The organism is Streptomyces sp. NPDC047049, from assembly GCF_040643995.1.
In the GTDB taxonomy this organism is placed as follows: Bacteria; Actinomycetota; Actinomycetes; order Streptomycetales; family Streptomycetaceae; genus Streptomyces; species Streptomyces mooreae.
Genome location: NZ_JBEYVM010000001.1, coordinates 355,517 through 374,142 on the forward strand (window position 1 = coordinate 355,517; position 18,626 = coordinate 374,142).

Here is an 18,626-nt window from a genome sequence, read left to right on the forward strand (position 1 = left end):
AAGAGGCGTGGGAGAGCGCATACCCGTTGCTTCCTGCACGAGACCTGCGATTGAATGGAAGGTTTCCGACAGGAGGGGTGAAGCAGATTGAAACCGGAAGACTCGGCGCTTTTGCGGCACGCCGTAAATAAGCTCAATGAAGACATCGCGAAGGGATCATTCACCAAGGAAGACAAGGACGAAGTTGGGAGCGCCTTGTTTGCAGCCATGAACGAGGCAATCAAATTGGCGAACGAGCTAACACCTGAAGATCACAATTGGTTCCTGCGCGAGATAGAGAAGCGGCGTCGAGCCCGCAAAAAGATGATGGCCAAGATCAGGCGCACTCATCTACGGAGATGGGGGCGGGGGCTCATCCTGTTCGACGAAACCTTAACGGCTTCGGAGGTACTAAACGCGGCTATCGAGCACACTATCGGCACATGGACTCTCGAACATCAGAAATCTATCCCCAAAGAGGCACTTCTAGGCGTGCAAGACGCCTTGGGAGGGAAAGCACTCAAATGCCTGCTATTGCTTTCACTGCACTCGCGTGCATGCTCTATTTCGAATGAGGTTCGGCTCCTCTCCGAGCACGGGTTCCCTGAAGCTGTAAGAGCGAGGACCAGGAGCTTGCATGAACTCGCAGTCATCACACTCGCTCTCTCCCTCCAGGGGCCGATGACCACGAACGTTTCTGACCGCTACGGGGCCTGGACTGTGGCCGAGGCCCGCAAGGCCGCACGGACAGTCGAAGCGCAGGGAGGGGCACCGGAGCCACTGGAGGAATCAGACGCAGAGATCGAACGTCGAGCAGAGGCGGCATGGGGGAGTGACTTTTTCCGTCAGAATGGGTGGGCAGCCCCACTCTTTCCGGGACGCAGGCCTCCCATTCCATTTGCTGAAATTGAGAAGCTGGTGGGAATGGAGCATATGCGCGGCTACTACATGGACGGTAACGATGCAATTCATGCCGGTCCGAGCGCGCTTGTAAACCGGCTTCAGCTTCGCAATGGATCGGCTTTCTCAACTGTGAGCGAAGTGCAGCATCAGACCATCAGGCACTTCATGGCTGTTGCCGTAATTACTCTTTCCGATGTCGGCGCGGCGGCGTGCACGGCAGTGGCCTCGCTCACTGGAGATTTCGACCTTCTTTGTGGCGTGAAAGTTGTTCGTGACGCCGAGGATCACGCAGTATCCGAGTTCAAAAGCGACGGCATGAGGGCTTAGCAACAAGGTTGGCTTTCAGGCAGGTTCGGACCGCCACGCTCGGCAGCACACCCATGTTCCAGGTAAGCGACCCGCCCGGCAGCCCGCGCCGCAGCCGCAGCAACGATGCGCCGAGCCAGCCGCGGGATCGTGAGGTCAGCGACGGCGTCCAGCGGGTGGAAGTCGTACGCTCCGATTTCAGCGACTTGCAGCTGGATCCGGTCCCGGAGTTCCACCGGCAGCACGCCGCCGTCGAAGAGGTAGAGCACCTTGTCGCCTTCGGAAGGACTGGGCGCCCAGTCCACGGCGAGGAGGCGGCCAATCTCAGGCGCGATGCCCAGTTCTTCGCGGACCTCCCGGACGCATGCCTGCAGCGGCGACTCACCCGCCTCGACGTAACCGCCGGGGATCTCCCGATAGTCCTTGTACGTCGGCTCCAGCATCATGACCCGACCCTGCTCGTCAAAGAACAACGCGCCCGAGGCCATCCTCGGGCGCGCCATCTTCGCCTCGTGCTCGTTGTCGCTCATACGAACGAGCCTAACCAGCTCACACCACTCTTAGCCGCTCGGCCAGGTCGGCGATCGGCCGGCTCGGGCGGCCTCGGGTGCCTCGGACCCAGCCGAGGACGAGGTCTCGGCTCATGTAGTGGTGTCTGACCTGCTCAGGGGCAAGTTGCTCGGCTTCCAGCACGGCGGCGAGCGCGTCGTCGGTGCGGTTCCAGGCGCTCAGTGCCCGCGCGACCTCCAGGCCGTGCCGGACCCGCCGCTCCACCGGGAGGCCGCTGGTGTCCACCAGCGGGCCGAGGTCCAGCGCGACCTGTACGTCGCCCAGCTCGCCGGCAGCAGCTACTCGGTGGATCGCCACGTTCGTCGGGCCGAAGGCCGTCCACATGTGGTTGGCGTCTGCGCCGAGCCGGGCAGCCGCGGTTTCCGCCTCTTGGAGGAACTGCTGAGCCGTTGCTCGGTCTTCCGCTCGGGCCGCGGCCATGGCCCCGGTGAGGAACAGCGTCCCGTAGATGGACATGTACGCCGGCGTCGGGTCGCCAAGGCCCTGCTCCAGGAAGCCGGCCGCATCCTTCACGAGCTGTGCGGCCGTCTCGAAGCGTCCCGCGGAAAGCAGGCAGTGGGTCACGGACCGGAACAGCGACCCAATGATCACCTTGTTCCCACTCAGCTGCGCCGCGGCGAGTCCTCGGTCCGCGGCGATCCAGGCCAGCTCGTTCTCGCCGAGCTTGCCGAGCACCAGAGCGGCACCCTGGTAGGTCATGGCGAGCAGGCCGTTCGCTTCCTCGCGCTCGTCACCCGAGCAGGACCGGGCCGCGAGCAGCGCGTCGGACAGGAGCGATGGGAGCTGTCGGGCGGCGAATCCGTACCGGGAGTCCTGGTAGGCGTCCCAGACTTCGCCCACATCGGAGCGGAGCGCCGCCGGCGTCGGAGGTTCGCCTGCGGCCGGCGTCCCGATGAGCGGGGCGAGCTGCCGGTAGTCCATGAGCGCTTCGCGGAGAGCGGGCAGGGTGCGACGGCCGCTGTCCTTCGACCACTCCAGCAGGGTGGGTTCGCCGATCAGATCGCCGATGGACACATCGAGCGCATGGGCGAGCTTCCGGATCACCGAAAGCCGATCCAGCTCGATGCGGTTGTTCTCCGCCTTGCCGAGCCAGTCGGCCGTTCGGCCAACAAGTCCAGCCAGTACGTCCTGCGACAGACCACGGCGATGGCGGTACCAGGCAACACGTTCGCCGGTCGTCAAATGCTGCGTCATTCCTCGCATGGTTACAGCTCAGCCCGGTTCGGCACGATACCCCGGAAGGATTTTCCGGGGTCTCCCCGCACACGCGGCATAGCGTCGAAGGCGTACAGGGTGAGATGCACCGAGACCGCAACTTGTGTCTTCAGGTGGGTTGTTGACGGCTCGTGAGAAGCATGTCCACCAGCAGCCTTCGAGCCTCCGTTCCTGCCGGACATACCCGACCCCTTTCCATACTCACTTCGGGAACCCCGGCAGGGACGGGTAGCGATAGCGACAAGGAATGGAAGAGAGGAATTTCATGCACGCCAGTACGAGGGCCCCTAAGCAAATCCCCTGGGGAATCAGCCGGATGCGCCCCTACTCCACTGTGTACCAGCCCGCGTACGCCACGGCTGAACTCGACGCCGCTACGCAGATCACCGTGTTTCGCGATACGCGCGGCGGCGTCGTGGAGATGGGCAAGCACGGCACCAGCAAGGGAACTGAGACCAGCCCGCAGTCCACCAACCAGGACAGCCGCAATGACACCGACCACGACCAGGACAGCGAGCAGGACTGATGGCCGACGCCGGACCGGTGGCGGTCGTCACCGAAGTGGACGACGTCACCGCAGACATGGTGATCACCGAATTGAACAAGCGCGGTGTGCCCGTCGTACGGTTCGACCCTTCTGATATCGGTGACCGGCTCTTACTGTCGGCCCGGTTCGGCGCCCGCCCGGCGGTCTCCCCTGCCGGCCACCTCCGCACCCCCTCCAGGAAGACCACCCTGGAGGGGGTGCGGTCCGTGTACTGGCGGCGCCCGACCTGGCCCCACTTCGAGCACCTTGACGACCCGGACGCCCGGTTCGCGACAGCCCAAGTCCGCCATGGGCTCGGCGGCAGCCTGTACGCCCTGCCGAACGCCCACTACGTGAACCACCCACTCCGTAACCACACGGCCGAACACAAGCCCCTGCAACTGGCCGTGGCCGAACGCGTCGGCCTGACCGTTCCACCCACGTTGATCTCCAACGACCTGGACGAAATCCGCGGGTTCATCGCGGAACACGGTCAAGTGATCTACAAGGCGCTGCGCTGGACCCCCTACAGGCGCAACGACGGCGTAGGGCTGACCACCTGGGCTGAACCCGTCACCGCCGATGAGGTGGACGAGGGCGTGGCCGTGGTCCCGCACCTCTTCCAAGCCCGCGTGGACAAGGTGGCGGACGTTCGCGTGGTCATCGTCGGCCCGAAGGTGTTCGCGATCCGCATCGACTCCGACCTGTTGGACTGGCGAGCGGACTACAGCAAGCTCAGTTACGAGCCCATCGCCCTCTCCCCCCAGGTAGAACACGCCCTGGCGGAGCACCTGGATCTCTTCGGCCTTGCCTCCGGCAGCTATGACCTGTGCATCACCCGTGACGGTGACCTCCACTGGCTGGAGCTGAATCCCAACGGCCAGTGGGGTTGGCTCGAAGACGAGACCGGGCTCCCTATCGCATCCGCGTTCGCTGACCTCCTGGAGCAAGGACCCACCCCATGACCCACACCGACCCCGCAACACTCCGCCGCGCTCTAGCGGACCGCCTCGAACACGGGGAAGTCCTCAAGACCCCCGCCTGGCGGAAGGCCGTCGAATCCGTACCCCGGGAACTGTTCCTCCCGTCCTTCTTCAAAGATGAGGCCGGCCCCAACGGGATCACCCAGTACACCCCCATCACCCCGGCCACCGACGAAGACGAGCGACTGGCCCTCATCTACCAGAACGAGACATGGGTGACCCAGCTCAACGGCCAGACCACAGCTGAGACAGCCGACGGGCTCATGACCGGCTTCCCCACCTCTTCCTCCACCATGCCGTCCACCGTCGTGGGGATGCTCGAATCCCTGGACGTGGAGGAGGGCATGAACGTCCTGGAAATCGGTACCGGCACCGGATACTCCACGGGCCTGATGTGCCACCGCCTGGGAGAAGACAACGTCACCAGCGTGGAAGTGGACCGCACCGTATCGGAGCGAGCAGACGCAGCCCTGGAAGAGGCCGGGTACTCAACCTGGCCCGTCACCGGTGACGGACTCCTCGGCCACCCCTGCCGCGCACCGTACGACCGGATCATCAGCACCTGTGCGGTCCGCCGCATTCCTTACGCCTGGGTCCGGCAGACGAAGCCCGGCGGGATCATCCTTGCCACAGTGGGTCCCAGCTCCTGGTCCTACGGCACCGGCCTGGCCAAACTCACCGTAAAGGAAGACGGCACAGCAGAGGGCCGGATCATCGGTCGCGCCTCATTCATGCCCGCCCGCGCGGAAGCCTTTACGCCCTTCTCCGGAGACCTCTCCGCCCGCGCCGCCTATGCAGACAGCGAGCGCAGAACAAGCCTCTCCCCCGACGTGCTCAACGACTGGATGCCCGCCTTCCTGGCACAACTCGCTGCACCAGGGGCCCAGCTCGTGCGAGCCGTCAGCGACAGCCGCGAGACGGTGTATCTCTTCGACTCAGGCCGCGAGGCCTTCGCCGCACTGACCGCCGACGAAGACGGATGGACCGTGCGGCAGGGCGGTCCAGTGGCCATCTGGGACGCCATCGAAGACGCGCTTAACGCATGGCGGAATGTCGGCTCGCCAGGCATCAGCGCTGTCCGGCTGGAGGTCAGCGCCGAGGCACACGCCTACTGGATCGGCGGGCAACAGATCACCACCGACGCACGCTCCTACTGGATTGGAGACGAGCCAGGTCTCCGCTGGCGACACCAGCACCAGCCTCTGCCGGAGTGACGCACACTGCGCAGCCCGGCCCACACAGCCGCCTCGGGTTCGTGTGGGCGGGGCTGAGCTACGCCATCTGCGCGTGCCAGTTCCGTGCCAGACAGCACGCGGCCAAACGCGGCCAAGAACGGTCAGCCACGGATCCATCGGCCATCGGGAAACGAAGCGGCCCCCGACCGGGAGTTCCCAGGTCAGGGGCCGTCTGTCTGCGGAGGCTGTGGGATTTGAACCCACGGTGACGTTGCCGCCACGACAGTTTTCAAGACTGTTCCCTTAGGCCGCTCGGGCAAGCCTCCCCGCGGCACCGCGGCGCGCGGGGCGCTTGGGTGTCGCGGGATCAGACTAGCGCGTCACTTGTCGCCCGTGCGCTGGCCCAGGGTGACCTGGGTGGTGTGCTCCTTGCCGCCGCGCTTGTAGGTCAGGGTGACCTGGTCGCCGGGCTTGTGCTGCCAGATCTCGCTGATGAGGGTGGGGCCGCTGTCGACGACCGTGTCGTCGAGCTTGGTGATGGTGTCGCCGGGCTTGAGGCCCGCCTTGTCGGCCGGGCCGTTCGGGGTGACGGAATCGGAGCCGTTGTTGCCGGTGCGGGCGATGGTCGCGCCGTTGCCGGTGTCCCGCATGCCGACCTGGACGCCGATCTGGGGGTAGACCGGCTTGCCGGTCTTGATCAGGTCCTGTGCCACCCGTCGCGCCTGGTCGATGGGGATGGCGAAGCCCAGGCCGATGCTGCCGGACTGCTGGGACTCGCCGCCCAGTCCGCCGCCGTTGCCGGCCGACTGGATGGCGGAGTTGATGCCGATCACGTTGCCGGCGGCGTCCATCAGGGGGCCGCCGGAGTTACCGGGGTTTATCGAGGCGTCCGTCTGCAGGGCGCTCATGTACGAGGCGCTGGTGCCGCCGCCGTCGCTGGAGGCCACCGGGCGGTCCTTGGCGCTGATGATGCCGGTGGTGACCGTGCCGGACAGGCCGAAGGGCGCGCCGATGGCGATGGTGGCGTCGCCGACCTGCACATTGGAGGACTTGCCGAGCGGGAGCGGGTTGAGCGGGGCGCCGGAGGTGTTCTTGAGCTTGATCACGGCGACGTCGTAGCCCTGGGCACGGCCGACGACCTCGGCGTCGTACTTCTTGCCGTTGGAGAACGTCGCGGTGAGCTTGCCGCCGTCGGCCGCGCTGGCGACGACGTGGTTGTTGGTGAGGATGTGGCCCTGCTTGTCGTAGATGAAGCCGGTGCCGGTGCCGCCGTCGCCGCCGGCACCCTGCGCCTCGATCGTCACGACGCTGGGCAGCGCCTTCTGCGCTATCCCGGAGACGGAGGTGGGCTTGCGGTTCAGTGCCCCGGGGTCGCCGGACGCGGAGACCGTCGTCGAGTCGCTGTCGCTCTGGCCCGCGGCCCAGAAGCCGATGCCGCCGCCGATACCGCCCGCGACCAGCGCGGCCACCAGGACGGCCGCGATCAGGCCGCCGTTGCGCCGTTTGGGGGCGGGGCTGCCGGTCGTGCCCCAGGGGTCGCCGCCGCCACCGTAGGGGGGCTGCTGGCCCCAGCCGCCGGCACCCGCTCCGGGGCCGGCCGCCGAGTACGTGGGGAACTGGCTGGTCCGGTCGTCCGCCGGGTCGTCGCCGGGGTGGCCGTAGCCGGGCTGCGGGCGGCGTCCGTCGCTGTACGGCGGCATCCGGCCCGGATCGTCGAAGCCGGGTCCGGCGGCCGAGGTGACGGTCGGTGCGAACTCCGGCGGCGGGGGCGCCGCGGGCGGGACGCCGGGAGTCCGGGCGCCGGAGGCGGACACGGAGGCGCTGTCCGGCTGCGGCCCGGTCGGCGGCTTGGCCTCCGACGGGACGGCGGCTCCCTCGTTCTCGGTGCTCACAGCTCTCTCCTCAGCTTCACGACTGTCGGCGCCCACGGCCTGGTGGAGGGTGTCCCCTCCGCCCGGCCCCTCAGCCAACTCTGAGGGTCCGGGGCGGGCCGTTTCTTCCGGGGCTTGCGGTTCGGCCGGACCCTGGGGGTGCGTCCGGGTGGTGCGGTGCGGCGGGCCGTGCGGTCCGCCGGGTGGTGCGGTTGGTGCGGTGGGAGACCCGTGGGCCTCCCGGTTGTCTCTTCCGGCCCGGCGGGCCCGGCGGGCCCTCCGGTCGTGCGGTTCCCCTTGCCGGACGGGGGACCCGGTACTCCAGCATCAAGGATCCGGGCAGTACGGGCGAGTCCCGTCCACGGTTCGGAGTCCGCAGATCAGGGTCCTCGGGCCATGACTGCAGGCCCGGTCCGCACCTCCCGGCTGTCGCGAGACCCGGTCCGCGGGTCCGGCCGCCACTACGGGCCGGACGGTACGGGCGAGTCTCCCTTCCCAGCTTTTCCCACCACGCGTCAGAGCGCCGTAAGCCAAGGCTGTGACTGTCACCTCATCCTTTATGCCGGACAAAACCGGCGCATCCCCGGTTCCGCACCCCGGGGTACGCGCCCGGCGGCCCGGCGACGGTGGATGGCACGATAACGCGGTGACCTATGCACGCCCCGCCCAGGACGGCCGTCCGGGCCGTCCCGCCATTTCCGTCGTCGCCCACCGCGGTGCCTCCGAGGACGCCCCGGAGCACACCCTCGCCGCCTACCGCAGAGCGATCGAGGACGGCGCGGACGCCCTGGAGTGCGATGTCCGGCTCACCGCGGACGGCCACCTCGTGTGCGTCCACGACCGGCGGGTGAACCGCACGTCGAACGGGCGCGGCTCGGTCTCCGCCCTCGAGCTCGCCGACCTGGCCACGCTCGACTTCGGCTCCTGGAAGGACGACGGGTCCGCGAACGAGGCACCGGACCGGCAGCACGAGGACCCCGAGCGGACCTCCGTACTGACGCTGGAGCGGCTGCTGGAGCTGGTCGCCGACGCCGACCGCCGGGTCGAGCTGGCCATCGAGACCAAACACCCCACCCGCTGGGCCGGGCAGGTGGAGGAGCGGCTGGTCGAACTGCTCGCGCGGTTCGGGCACACCGGACCGGCCACCCGCACCGACTGGACCTCCCCGGTCCGGGTCATGAGCTTCTCGGCGCGCTCGCTGCACCGCGTACGGGCCGCTGCGCCCGGCATCCCCGGCGTCTACCTGATGCAGTTCCTCACGCCGCGGCACCGCGACGGCCGGCTCCCGCCCGGCGTCGGCATCGCGGGCCCCGGGATACGGATCCTCCGCGCGCACCCCGAGTACGTCGCCAAGGCGCACCGGGCCGGCCACCGGGTGCACGTGTGGACCGTCAACGACACCGAAGATGTCGAGCTGTGCCGGGAATTGGGCGTGGACGCGGTCATTACGAACCGCCCCAAACAGGTGCGTAAGCAACTCGGCCTTGGCTAAAGCTCCTCACGGGGTGTGCACCGGCGCATTCGGGCCGTATGCGGTTATGTCCAGTGCGTCACTGTGTGCCGCTTGGCCGGTTTCCGGTCCAGTCCATTGGGGCATTCATCCCGTGGCGTGGGGCAAAGGAGGTCTCGGGGGTGGCGTTGGTGGTGGCACAAGAGGTGCCGACGTCGTCGATCATGGCCGTACCCCATGGTCCAGTGGGTGTGGGCATGGCCAGGCGACGCATGCGTGAAGAGCTGTTGGCAAGTGGAGTTCAGGACAGCGTCGTGGATGACGCGGTGCTCGTCCTGTCGGAGCTGTTGAGCAATTCGTGTCGCCATGCGCGTCCGATATACGAACAGGGAGCACCGGGTTCCGTACCTCCCGGCGCATCCGTCACGCCCGACGCGAAGGACGTCCCCGCGGCGTCCGTGCGGGCCTCCTGGCGCATCGATGCGCAGGGCCGGCTGACCGTCGCGGTCACGGACGGCGGCGGTCCGACCCGCCCCCTTCCGTCCACTCCGTCGGTCACCGCGCGCGGCGGCCGCGGACTGGCGATCATCCGGTCGCTCACCAAGGACTGGGGCGTGCGCGACACGGTCACCGGCGAAGTCACGGTCTGGGCGGTCCTCTCCCTGCAAGGCGCGTTCGCTACGCGCGTGGACCTGCTGCCCGATCTGCCGCCCTCGCTCGCCACGGGCGCGGGCGTGCGGGGCGGGCTGCCGCTGGGCCCGGCCTTCCCGGAGTTCGACGATCTGACGTAGCGGCAGGCAGCGGCACGCCGGGGCCCGGCGGTGACGGGGCGGCGTCCGGGCCGGGACGCACCGGCGTGCGGGCGGCAGGGCATGACACGGCCCGGTGCGCAACCGGACGCGACCGCGCAAGTGATCCTCTAGGCTCGCGCAGATACGCGTCCGTACGTCCAGGATCGACCAGGAGACCCCGTCGCCATGGCCAAGAAGCGCCGTCCCCAGCCCCAGGCCGCAGCACCGCAGATCAAGGACGGCGAGGTGCCGGTCGTCGGCGCTCGTGAGCCCTGCCCGTGCGGCTCCGGCCGCCGGTACAAGGCCTGTCACGGCCGGCAGGCAGCGCACGCCGCCGCCGAGCTCGTGCAGCGCCCCTTCGAGGGCCTGCCCGGTGAGTGCGACTGGGTGGCCCTGCGCGAGCTGGTGCCCGCCGCCACCGCCGAGTTGACCCTGAAGGGCGGGCTGCCCGAGGGCGTCCCGTCCGTGACGCTGGCGACCGTGCTGCCGATGGCGTGGCCCGCGCTGCGCCGCGACAACGGCGCGGTGCTGCTCGGCCTGCAGAACGACACCGCCTCCGGCGACCTCAGCCGCGACCTCGCGGACACTCTGCAGCGCGCGCTGGCCACCGAGCCCGGCAACCCGGTACCCGCCGAGCGGCACAGCGCCGACGGTCCTCGGCTGCAGGATCTGCTCGACCCGGACGCCGCTTTTGAGCCGACCGTCCACACCGGTTTCGAGTTCTGGGTGGAGAACGCCGAGAACGCCACCGGCGAGGTCGCCGCCTCTCTGGAGCGCGCCAACGCGGCGGCCATCCCGACCGCCCGGATCCCCGGTCTGGAGGGTGCGTACTGGTGCGAGGCCCCGGAGAAGAACCACCTGCGCTGGGTCACCGCGCACCCCGAGGAGCAGCTGCTGGACGCACTCGCCCGGCTGCACGCGGCGGGCGCCGCCTCGCTCGGCGAAGGCACCCGTCTGGTGGGCTCGTTCCGCGCCCACGGCCTGGTCGTCCCGGTCTGGGACCTGCCCAAGGAGATGGGCGCCGACGAGGTCGCCAAGCCGGCCGCGGCGTTCGCCGAACGGCTGGCCGGGGCCCTGGCGACGGACACCCCGCTGACCCCCGAGGAGCGCCGGGCACGCGGCGGGCTCACCAACCGTCAGGTCACCCTGAGCTGATCGCCCCCGTCCTCGGCCGTGGTCGGACGCCCCGGGCAAGACGAGGCGTGACGCCCGTCACAACTCCCCGTACCTGCCGGTAAAGAGGCGTCCGGAATTCCACGATCGAATTTGCGAACCGCCGATCTCTTGTTACGGTTCTAGAAGCCCGGTCGCTGGTGCATCCCCCGTCGCCAGCGACCGGGCGCTTCCATGTCCGGAACCAGGCATTCCGCTTGGCTCCTCCGGCTCCTCGGCAGCCCGCGGCCTCAGCGCTCCGAACCGCTGCCCGCCGCGGACGAGTTGCTGCCGGCCCGCAGCAGCAGCCGCTCCCCCGCCGCGTCGGCGATCTCCGCCACGGCCGTGTACCGCGGCCGGCTCCGGTGGACGGTCGGGGTGACCGGCGTCTCGCACACACCCGGCGCACCACCCGCCGCCACCTCGCAGTTCACCTGGACGGTCCCGCCGTCGGGCCGCAGCAGCGTCAGTACGGCGCGGAGCCGGCCGCCGGCGCGGTTGCGGTAGTACGTACGCCCCCAGGTGACACCGTCCCCGGCGAGCACGCAGGTCTGGGCTGCGATCCCCTGGGGCGCGGTGAGGTCGGGGCCGCAGCGGGAGGTGCGTCCGGAGAGGCGCGGCAGGCCGGGGCGGCCGGAGGAGCCGGCCGGGCTCCTGGAGCCGGGGGCGGCAGTGCGGGGGCTCTTGCCCGGCTTACTGCCGTTATTTCCCCTGCTTCCCTTTTCTTCCGAGGGGCTGTTTTCGGCCTTGACTGCTTCCCCGGATCCCGCCCCCGGGGACGAGGTGCCGGCCGGGCCGGCCGTCGCGGCGCCCAGCGGCACGGCGAGGGCGAGCAGCGCCGTGCCGGCGAGCCCGATCATGCGGATTCTCTGCGCACGCTGCATGGCCCCCACCTGCACTCGATATGCCGCTGACGACGGCTTGACGGTGGGCCGAACCTATCGGCCGGCGGGGGTACCCCCGGGCGCCCGGGCGCCGGTTTCCCCGAGAGATCGGGGCAGGTCACACCCGTACGGGTGATCCACCGCGAGGCGTTCCGTGCGTCCGCCCCCGGCCGTCGGCGCGGCCCCGGATCCGTCCGCCCCTTCGCCACTCATCCGTCCGCGCGGCCCCCGTCCGCCCCTCCGTCCGCCCCTCATCCGCCGCGGCAGGTGCCCGCACAGCATGAGGGCGCCCGAGTGCGCATCGGGCGCCCGGAGCATCCGCGAGGGTCAGTACGCGAGCCGGCTGCCGCCGTCGGGGGAGCCGGTGCTCGCCGTGACCAGCGCGTCCACGATCGTGGCCACCTTCGGCAGCCAGGGCGCGGCCGGGGATGGGGGTCCCCCCTGCGCAGGGAGGCCCCCCCGCTCGAACGAAGTGGAGAGTGGGGGAGAAGTGGGGAGTTCGGGGGACGCCGGCGGGCGCTCCCAGCGGACCTGGCCGGCGCCGACCTGGGAGGGCGGGAGCACCAGATAGCCGCCCTCGCCGTGGAACCGCAGCGAGCTGGGCACCCAGTCCTGGGAGTGCAGCAGCTCGCCCAACTCCGGCAGGCCGTACGGCGATACGAGCAGCGACCAGCGGGTGGGCGTGGCCACCACGGGGCCCAGGCGCACGCCGAAGTGGTCCAGCGCCGCCAGGGCGCGGGCCCCGGCGACCGCGGGCAGGCTCACCGCGCAGGGTGCGCCGCCGCCGGTGGCCAGCACGACCGGGGCATCGGGGCGGTTCGTCCACCACCAACGCACCATCCGGGCATCGGTGGTGGCCGCGAGCAGACCGGGGTCGAAGGGGTGCGCGCCGGGCACCACGCAGTCGGGGTCCGGGCAGCTGCAGCGACGCGTGGCCCGCTCGCCGAGGCCGAGCCGGGCGCCGGCCGGCTGCCGGCCGCCGGAGCGGAGTCCCACACCGGGAAGTACGGGCCACTGCCACTCGGTGGCGTAGTGGAGCGCCGCACCGAGCTGCGCCGGCTTTCCGCCGCGCCGGAACAGGAGCTTGCGTCGCCTTCCGAGGATCTCGCGCATGAGCGCTCGTTCCTTTCCGTTAACGCCGAGGGCTTTGTCCATCGCACTGCATGGCACTACATGCCGGGTTCACCATCGTTGTGCGCCGTGCCGCTGCATGCCGTTGTGGGGCGTGTCCTGCGGCCCGGCCGGGGAGCCCGGGGTCGATCGGCATCGATCACGCCACGTGGTCACTGGTCACCGCGTGTACAAAGCAGCGCATCACGCCGTACGCCGGGCGTGAAGTGTGACGAGGGGTGGCGTGCGTTGGCGCTTGCACTTCCGTGGTGCAGTCCCCGCCTCTTGGGAGTGCGTCGCGGTCGTCGGCTTGTTAGACGCCGGTGCCCGCCGGAGAGTTCCGGTACGGCGCCAACTGACTCCGCACCTTTCCGAGTACGTACCCGCCACTGTGGTGATGACGCGCTGCTGATCGCCGTCAGTCGACCGCAAATTGACGTTCGGGGGGATTTTTTCAGGCCAATCTACAGACCTCGCTGACACCACAAACCCCATGGGGACAATGCTGGACATCGCATCGCTACTGCGTGTACATGTGGAGGCATTAATAGCGGAGCAGCATGACATGGGGGTTTGCGATGCTATTGAGGAAATTGAGCGGCCAACCTTACCGCGCAACATCACTCAACAAAATGCCGCACTCCCCACCAAAAAGCGGCCTGACCTCGGATAACGCCAGACTCGACGAGAGCCGTCGGCCATGACCACCCCTCACGTGCCGAAAGTGGCTGGAATCGAACCAGTCCTTCCCGCCCCCGCGCACACTGTCGACCCCCACGGGCCGAAAGCGCCCTCGGGATGCGCTGCCGGCGCCCCCTCCGACGCCTCGTCAGGCGGATCGCCTGACGGCTCGTCCGGCACCTCCGCGGGCGGCCCCCCGGGCGACGTGCCCGGCTCCGCGCCTGGCGTTGTCCCCGACATCTCCGTCGTCGACCAACTCGCCGCGGTCCAGGACCGGCTGGCCGGCTGGATCTCCGACCTCAGCACCCTGCACGACCTGACCGAACGGCTCGCGCGCACCCGCACGCTGGAGGACGCCCTCCACGAGCTGCTGCGCGCCGGCGCCTCCCTGGTCGGCGCGCGCCGCGGTCTCGTCGTCCTCGCGCCGTCCGACGGACTCGGCCCGGAGACCACCGTCGGCCTCGGCCTCGGCCACGCCGAGATCGGGCATATCGAGACCGTCCCGCGCCGCGCCCTGTCGTACGCGCGGATACTGGACGGCCTCCCGGAGCGGGCCACCGGCGACGACACCCGCCACGCGACGCGCGACGGGAGCCGTGCCGCCGGCCCCCGCGACGACGCGCCGGCGAGCCCCTGCACCGAGATCGCCGAACCCGACATCCCCGGTGAGAAGGACCTCGACCCCCGCCTGCGCGAGGTCGCCGCCCGGCTCGGGTACGCCGCGAGTTATGCGGTCCCGCTCTGCGCCGCACCCTTCGGCAGGACCGGCGCCGCGGTGTGGCTCTACGACGAACCGGCCGAGCCCACCGCGCGACAGCGCCATCTCGTCGGCCTCTACCGCGCGCACGCCGCCGAGCACCTCGCCCGCCTCCTCGAACTCCACCGCAGCCACCGGGCCGCCGAAACCCTCCGCAAGGAGCTGTTGCCGCACCGGCTGCCGCGGATCCCCGGCGTACGCCTCGCGGTGCGGCACAGCACCGGGCCGCGCGGCGGCGGCGACTGGTACGACGCGCTGCCGCTGCCCGACGGCGCCCTGGGGCTGGCCGTCGGTTCGGTGACCGGCTCCGGGCCGAGCGCGGTGGCGGCCATGGGGCGGCTGCGGGCGTCCCTGCGCGCCTACGCCGTCATGGAGGGCGAGGACCCGGTCGCGGTCCTCTCGGACCTCGAACTGCTGCTCCGGCTGACCGAGCCGGCCCGCAGCGCCACCGCGCTGTTCGCCTACACCGAGCCGCCGCCCGGCGCTCCGGGCGGGCCGCCGGTGCTGCCCGGCGGCATCGCCGACCCCTTCGCCCGCAAGCTGCTGCTGGCCGGGGCCGGCCACTGCCCGCCGCTGATCCTCGGTGATCTGCGGACCGAGTTCGTGGAGACCTCACTGTCCGCGCCGCTGGGCATGCTGGCCTGCTGGGAAGCGCCGAGCGTGGAGATCGAACCGGCCGGCGGCGAGACCCTGCTGCTCTACAGCGACGGGCTGCTGCACCGCACCGGCGAGCCCATGGACCGCGCCTTCACCCGGCTGCACGCGGCCGCGGCCGGCGTTCCCAGGGCGAGCCGCCACGATCCGGAGGCGGTCGTCGATCACATCGTGCGCACGATGCTGCCGCAGGGTCTGGACGATCCGTCGTCGGAGGAGGACGTGGTGCTGCTCGCGGCGTACTTCGAGGAGTGAGGCGCAGGGGCGGCCGCACGGCGCACGACGGGCACCCCGAGCCGCACGCCGGGACGCACACCGGCCGCACCGGATAGCGGACACCCGGCACCGGAGTACGGAGCCGTGCCCCTCCCGTCCGCCCCTTGAGAGTGCCCCGCGTCCCGAAGCCGCCCTCCCGGCAAGGTCGCGCCTTCGTGCGGGAAGGTCACGCCTTTCTGCCTCTGGACCGCTTTCGATCCGCACATACGATGGAAGGCGGTTCAGTCTTAAAAGGAGGCATTGTGACCGACGAGCTCACGCCGGAGACCCCGGACGAGGACGAGCAGCCGATCAAGCAGCGCAAGAACGGCCTTTACCCGGGCGTCTCGGATGAGCTCGCGGAGAACATGAAGAGCGGCTGGGCCGACACCGAGCTGCACGATCTGCAGCCGGTCGAGCAGGCCCCGAACGCCGCCCGCCGCCGCGCCGCACTGTCCGCGCGCTTCCCCGGCGAGCGCCTGGTGATCCCGGCGGGCAACCTCAAGACCCGCTCCAACGACACCGAGTACGCCTTCCGCGCCTCGACGGAGTACGTCTACCTCACCGGCGACCAGACCGACGACAGCGTCCTGGTCCTGGAGCCCACCAAGGACGGCCACGAGGCGACCATCCACCGGCTGCCCCGCTCCGACCGCGAGAACGGCGAGTTCTGGCTCGACGGCATGGGCGAGCTGTGGGTCGGCCGCCGCCACAGCCTCGGCGAGGCCGAGGCACTGCTCGGCGTCCCGTGCAAGGACGTACGCGAGCTGGCCGGTGCGCTCAAGGAGGCCACCGGGCCGGTCCGGGTGGTGCGCGGCCATGACGCCGGCATCGAGGCCGCACTGACCGACAAGGTCACCGCCGAGCGCGACGAAGAGCTGCGGGTGTACCTCTCCGAGGCCCGGGCGGTCAAGGACGCCTTCGAGATCGGTGAGCTGCAGAAGGCCGTCGACTCGACGGTGCGCGGCTTCGAGGACGTCGTCAAGGTCCTGGACAAGGCCGAGGCGACCAGCGAGCGCTACATCGAGGGCACCTTCTTCCTGCGCGCCCGCGTCGAGGGCAATGACGTCGGCTACGGCTCGATCTGCGCCGCGGGACCGCACGCCACCACCCTGCACTGGGTCCGCAACAACGGCGAGGTGCGCTCCGGCGACCTGCTGCTGCTGGACGCCGGGGTGGAGACCCACACCCTCTACACCGCCGATGTCACCCGCACCCTGCCGGTCAACGGCCGGTACACCGACCTCCAGCGCACGATCTACGACGCGGTGTACGAGGCGCAGGAGGCGGGCATCGCGGCGGTCAAGCCGGGCGCGGCCTACCGCGACTTCCACGACGCGGCGCAGCGGGTGCTCACCGAGAAGCTGGTCGAGTGGGGTCTGGTCGAGGGCCCGGTCGAGCGGGTGCTGGAGCTGGGGCTGCAGCGCCGCTGGACCTTGCACGGCACCGGCCACATGCTCGGCCTGGACGTCCACGACTGCGCCGCCGCCCGCACCGAGCACTACGTCAACGGGACGCTGGAGCCGGGCATGGTGCTGACCGTGGAGCCCGGTCTGTACTTCCAGGCGGACGATCTGACGGTCCCCGAGGAGTACCGCGGCATCGGCGTCCGGATCGAGGACGACATCCTCGTGACGGACGACGGCAACCGGAACCTGTCGGCCGCGCTGCCGCGGCGGTCGGACGAGGTCGAGGCCTGGATGGCGGGGCTGCTCGGCAAGTAGCCGCGTCGTCGGGGGCGGGCCGCCCCCGCCCTGCCGGCGCCCGTTGCGCCGTTCGTTCCGCGTCTCCCGGTGGCCTCAGCCGCCGGGAGACGTGTCGTGTGCGGGGCCGTCGTCCTGGCGCCCGTACGCACCGGCGCGGGCCGCCGCCCAGACCGCGGTGGCGGCGGATGCGGCGAGATCCTGGTCGACGGGGCGACGGGCGATCAGAATCCGGTAGTAGAAGGGCGCGCCGAGCGCCGACATCACCTTCTCCGGGTCGGTGTCCGGGGGCAGTTCGCCGCGCTCGACGGCCCGCTCCACCATCCGGCCGGCCAGCGCCAGCCGTTCGCCGAAGAAGGTCCGCAGCACCGCCGCCGCCTCGGGGTCGCGGGCCGCGGCGGAGACCACCGCCTCGATCAGCCGGCGCATCCTCGCCTCCCCGTAGAAGGCGGCTATCGAACCGGCCAGCTCCTGCAGGTCCCCGGGCAGCGTGCCGGAGTCCGGCAGCGGCACATCCGAACTCAGGTCGGTCAGCAGGTCGCACACCAGACCCTCGGTGGAGCGCCAGCGACGGTAGAGCGTCGCCACATGAATTCCGGACCGCTGCGCGACCCTCTCCATGGTCAGCGCGGCGAAGCCGCCGTCGCCCAACTCCTGGAAGACGGCGGTCAATACGGCCTGGCGGGTGCGGGCGGTACGACCACCGGGCCTGGTCTCGCCCGGGCCATGGTGCGCTGTCGTCACGACGGCTCCGTATTGCAGTGCGGGTTCACGCCAAGTATTGTCCGGGAAAGGTTAACGCGAGCAACTTCGCGTTAATCGTCGTGCGCGCTGGTCTCGCAGGGACAGGGGACGCCGCGGGGGAGGTTCTCTCACCGCGAGACCGCGCTGCCGACTTCCCGCAAAGGGCGGTTTCCAGCCAGTTTTCCGACTGCTGATGTCCGCCCCGTTTGACACCTCATACGCGGACGTCCCGCATGCGGCTGTCTTCCCGGGCGCCCTACGACGCCATCGGCAGCGCCGCTCCCTCGCGCCACTTGAGGATCTTGTCGAAGCTGACGACCGCGCCGGGACGGCCCGTGCGGTTGCGGTAGAGGACGTGGTCGGTGAGGGCCTCGATCAGAAAGAGCCCCCGGCCGTCCTCGGCAAAGGCGGGAGCCTGTGCGGGGGTGGGCACGGGGGCCGGCGTGGGGGCCCGGTCCGCGGCGGTATGGGGTGGGGCGGGGGGCGCGGGGCAGTGGCGGAACCCGGGGCCCGAGTCGGTCACTTCGATGCGGCAGGTGTCGCCGTCGATGAAGGCCGTGACGCGGTAGTCCTCGGTGGCGGCGTCACCGCCGTGCTCGACGGCGTTCGCGCAGGCCTCGGAGAGGGCCACCGCAAGGTCGTAACAGATGTCCGGGTCGACGCCCGCCGTCTCCATCGTGCCCAGCAGCAGACGACGGGCCAGCGGCACGCTCGCAGCCTCACGCCGCAAATGGAGTGACCACCAGATGCTCATCGCTCCAGCCTCCTGGCCGCGGCTCGACATATCGATACCTATTGCCGCGCCGCATGGTCCGTAAGCATGTCCGGGACGTGATACCGCTCATTCGGCGGATGCGAAGAGCGAGCGCATCGGTGTAGGTGAAGCGCCTGCTATGCGCTGCCGCGCGCCCCGCCGG

At 70.0% G+C, this 18,626-nt stretch carries 16 protein-coding genes and 1 tRNA gene; 9 read left to right on the forward strand and 8 right to left on the reverse strand.

What is annotated here, in order from left to right:
• Positions 1-87 precede the first annotated feature (87 nt).
• Positions 88-1,209, forward strand: a complete 1,122-nt coding sequence (locus ABZ851_RS01720) for a DUF5677 domain-containing protein (protein WP_361120647.1) — start codon at positions 88-90, stop codon at positions 1,207-1,209.
• Here ABZ851_RS01720 and ABZ851_RS01725 read toward each other — a convergent pair.
• Both ABZ851_RS01725 and ABZ851_RS01730 read right to left on the reverse strand, forming a co-directional pair.
• Entirely contained in the window at positions 1,206-1,718 is a 513-nt protein-coding gene (locus tag ABZ851_RS01725) for an NUDIX hydrolase (RefSeq protein ID WP_361120650.1), read from the reverse strand. The genes ABZ851_RS01720 and ABZ851_RS01725 overlap by 4 nt on opposite strands.
• A 19-nt stretch (positions 1,719-1,737) precedes the next feature.
• Positions 1,738-2,952, reverse strand: coding sequence for a helix-turn-helix domain-containing protein (locus ABZ851_RS01730; protein ID WP_361120653.1), 1,215 nt, complete (start codon positions 2,950-2,952; stop codon positions 1,738-1,740).
• A 286-nt stretch (positions 2,953-3,238) separates the two neighbouring features.
• Here ABZ851_RS01730 and tgmA point away from each other — a divergent pair, with 286 nt between their 5' ends.
• Genes tgmA through tgmC form a run of 3 tightly spaced genes read left to right on the forward strand, consistent with a single transcriptional unit; the run spans position 3,239 to position 5,696 of the window.
• A complete protein-coding gene (gene tgmA / locus ABZ851_RS01735; protein ID WP_361120656.1) occupies positions 3,239-3,499 on the forward strand; it encodes a putative ATP-grasp-modified RiPP in 261 nt (86 codons plus the stop codon).
• Positions 3,499-4,464, forward strand: coding sequence for an ATP-grasp ribosomal peptide maturase (gene tgmB, locus ABZ851_RS01740; RefSeq protein ID WP_361120659.1), 966 nt, complete (start codon positions 3,499-3,501; stop codon positions 4,462-4,464). Before tgmA ends, tgmB begins: the two co-directional genes overlap by 1 nt.
• On the forward strand, positions 4,461-5,696 hold the full coding sequence (tgmC, locus tag ABZ851_RS01745; protein WP_361120662.1) for an ATP-grasp peptide maturase system methyltransferase: 1,236 nt from the start codon (positions 4,461-4,463) through the stop codon (positions 5,694-5,696). Before tgmB ends, tgmC begins: the two co-directional genes overlap by 4 nt.
• Before the next feature lie 200 nt (positions 5,697-5,896).
• Here tgmC and ABZ851_RS01750 read toward each other — a convergent pair.
• Together ABZ851_RS01750 and ABZ851_RS01755 are read right to left on the reverse strand one after the other, a co-directional pair.
• A tRNA-Ser gene (locus tag ABZ851_RS01750) sits at positions 5,897-5,983 on the reverse strand.
• 54 nt (positions 5,984-6,037) lie between these two features.
• Entirely contained in the window at positions 6,038-7,549 is a 1,512-nt protein-coding gene (locus tag ABZ851_RS01755; RefSeq protein WP_361120664.1) for a trypsin-like peptidase domain-containing protein, read from the reverse strand.
• 625 nt (positions 7,550-8,174) lie between these two features.
• Between ABZ851_RS01755 and ABZ851_RS01760 the strand changes: the two genes are divergently transcribed.
• The 3 genes from ABZ851_RS01760 to ABZ851_RS01770 all read left to right on the forward strand — a co-directional run bounded on the left by ABZ851_RS01760 (position 8,175) and on the right by ABZ851_RS01770 (position 10,924).
• Positions 8,175-9,020: a glycerophosphodiester phosphodiesterase gene (locus ABZ851_RS01760; RefSeq protein ID WP_361120667.1), complete on the forward strand. Its 846-nt coding sequence runs from the start codon at positions 8,175-8,177 to the stop codon at positions 9,018-9,020.
• A 53-nt stretch (positions 9,021-9,073) separates the two neighbouring features.
• The gene (locus ABZ851_RS01765; protein ID WP_361120670.1) at positions 9,074-9,769 is read left to right on the forward strand and encodes an ATP-binding protein; all 696 of its coding nucleotides are present in this window, start codon (positions 9,074-9,076) and stop codon (positions 9,767-9,769) included.
• 186 nt (positions 9,770-9,955) lie between these two features.
• Positions 9,956-10,924, forward strand: coding sequence for a DUF5926 family protein (locus ABZ851_RS01770; RefSeq protein ID WP_361120673.1), 969 nt, complete (start codon positions 9,956-9,958; stop codon positions 10,922-10,924).
• A 248-nt stretch (positions 10,925-11,172) separates the two neighbouring features.
• Here ABZ851_RS01770 and ABZ851_RS01775 read toward each other — a convergent pair whose 3' ends face one another.
• Positions 11,173-11,805 (reverse strand): hypothetical protein, encoded by a 633-nt coding sequence (locus ABZ851_RS01775; RefSeq protein ID WP_361120676.1) that lies wholly within the window; start codon positions 11,803-11,805, stop codon positions 11,173-11,175.
• Positions 11,806-12,132: 327 nt separating this feature from the next.
• Positions 12,133-12,918 carry a bifunctional DNA primase/polymerase gene (locus ABZ851_RS01780; RefSeq protein WP_361120679.1) on the reverse strand — a complete coding sequence of 262 codons (786 nt, stop codon included), beginning with the start codon at positions 12,916-12,918 and terminating at the stop codon, positions 12,133-12,135.
• A gap of 697 nt (positions 12,919-13,615) precedes the next feature.
• Here ABZ851_RS01780 and ABZ851_RS01785 point away from each other — a divergent pair.
• Together ABZ851_RS01785 and ABZ851_RS01790 are read left to right on the forward strand one after the other, a co-directional pair.
• On the forward strand, positions 13,616-15,262 hold the full coding sequence (locus ABZ851_RS01785) for a PP2C family protein-serine/threonine phosphatase (RefSeq protein WP_361120682.1): 1,647 nt from the start codon (positions 13,616-13,618) through the stop codon (positions 15,260-15,262).
• Between the two features lie 263 nt (positions 15,263-15,525).
• Positions 15,526-16,986 carry an aminopeptidase P family protein gene (locus tag ABZ851_RS01790; RefSeq protein WP_361120685.1) on the forward strand — a complete coding sequence of 487 codons (1,461 nt, stop codon included), beginning with the start codon at positions 15,526-15,528 and terminating at the stop codon, positions 16,984-16,986.
• Positions 16,987-17,061: 75 nt separating this feature from the next.
• Here the strand turns inward: ABZ851_RS01790 and ABZ851_RS01795 are convergent, their stop codons facing one another.
• Together ABZ851_RS01795 and ABZ851_RS01800 are read right to left on the reverse strand one after the other, a co-directional pair.
• Positions 17,062-17,709, reverse strand: a complete 648-nt coding sequence (locus ABZ851_RS01795; RefSeq protein WP_336047619.1) for a TetR/AcrR family transcriptional regulator — start codon at positions 17,707-17,709, stop codon at positions 17,062-17,064.
• A 256-nt stretch (positions 17,710-17,965) separates the two neighbouring features.
• Positions 17,966-18,463 (reverse strand): ATP-binding protein, encoded by a 498-nt coding sequence (locus ABZ851_RS01800; protein ID WP_361120688.1) that lies wholly within the window; start codon positions 18,461-18,463, stop codon positions 17,966-17,968.
• Positions 18,464-18,626: the final 163 nt, after the last annotated feature.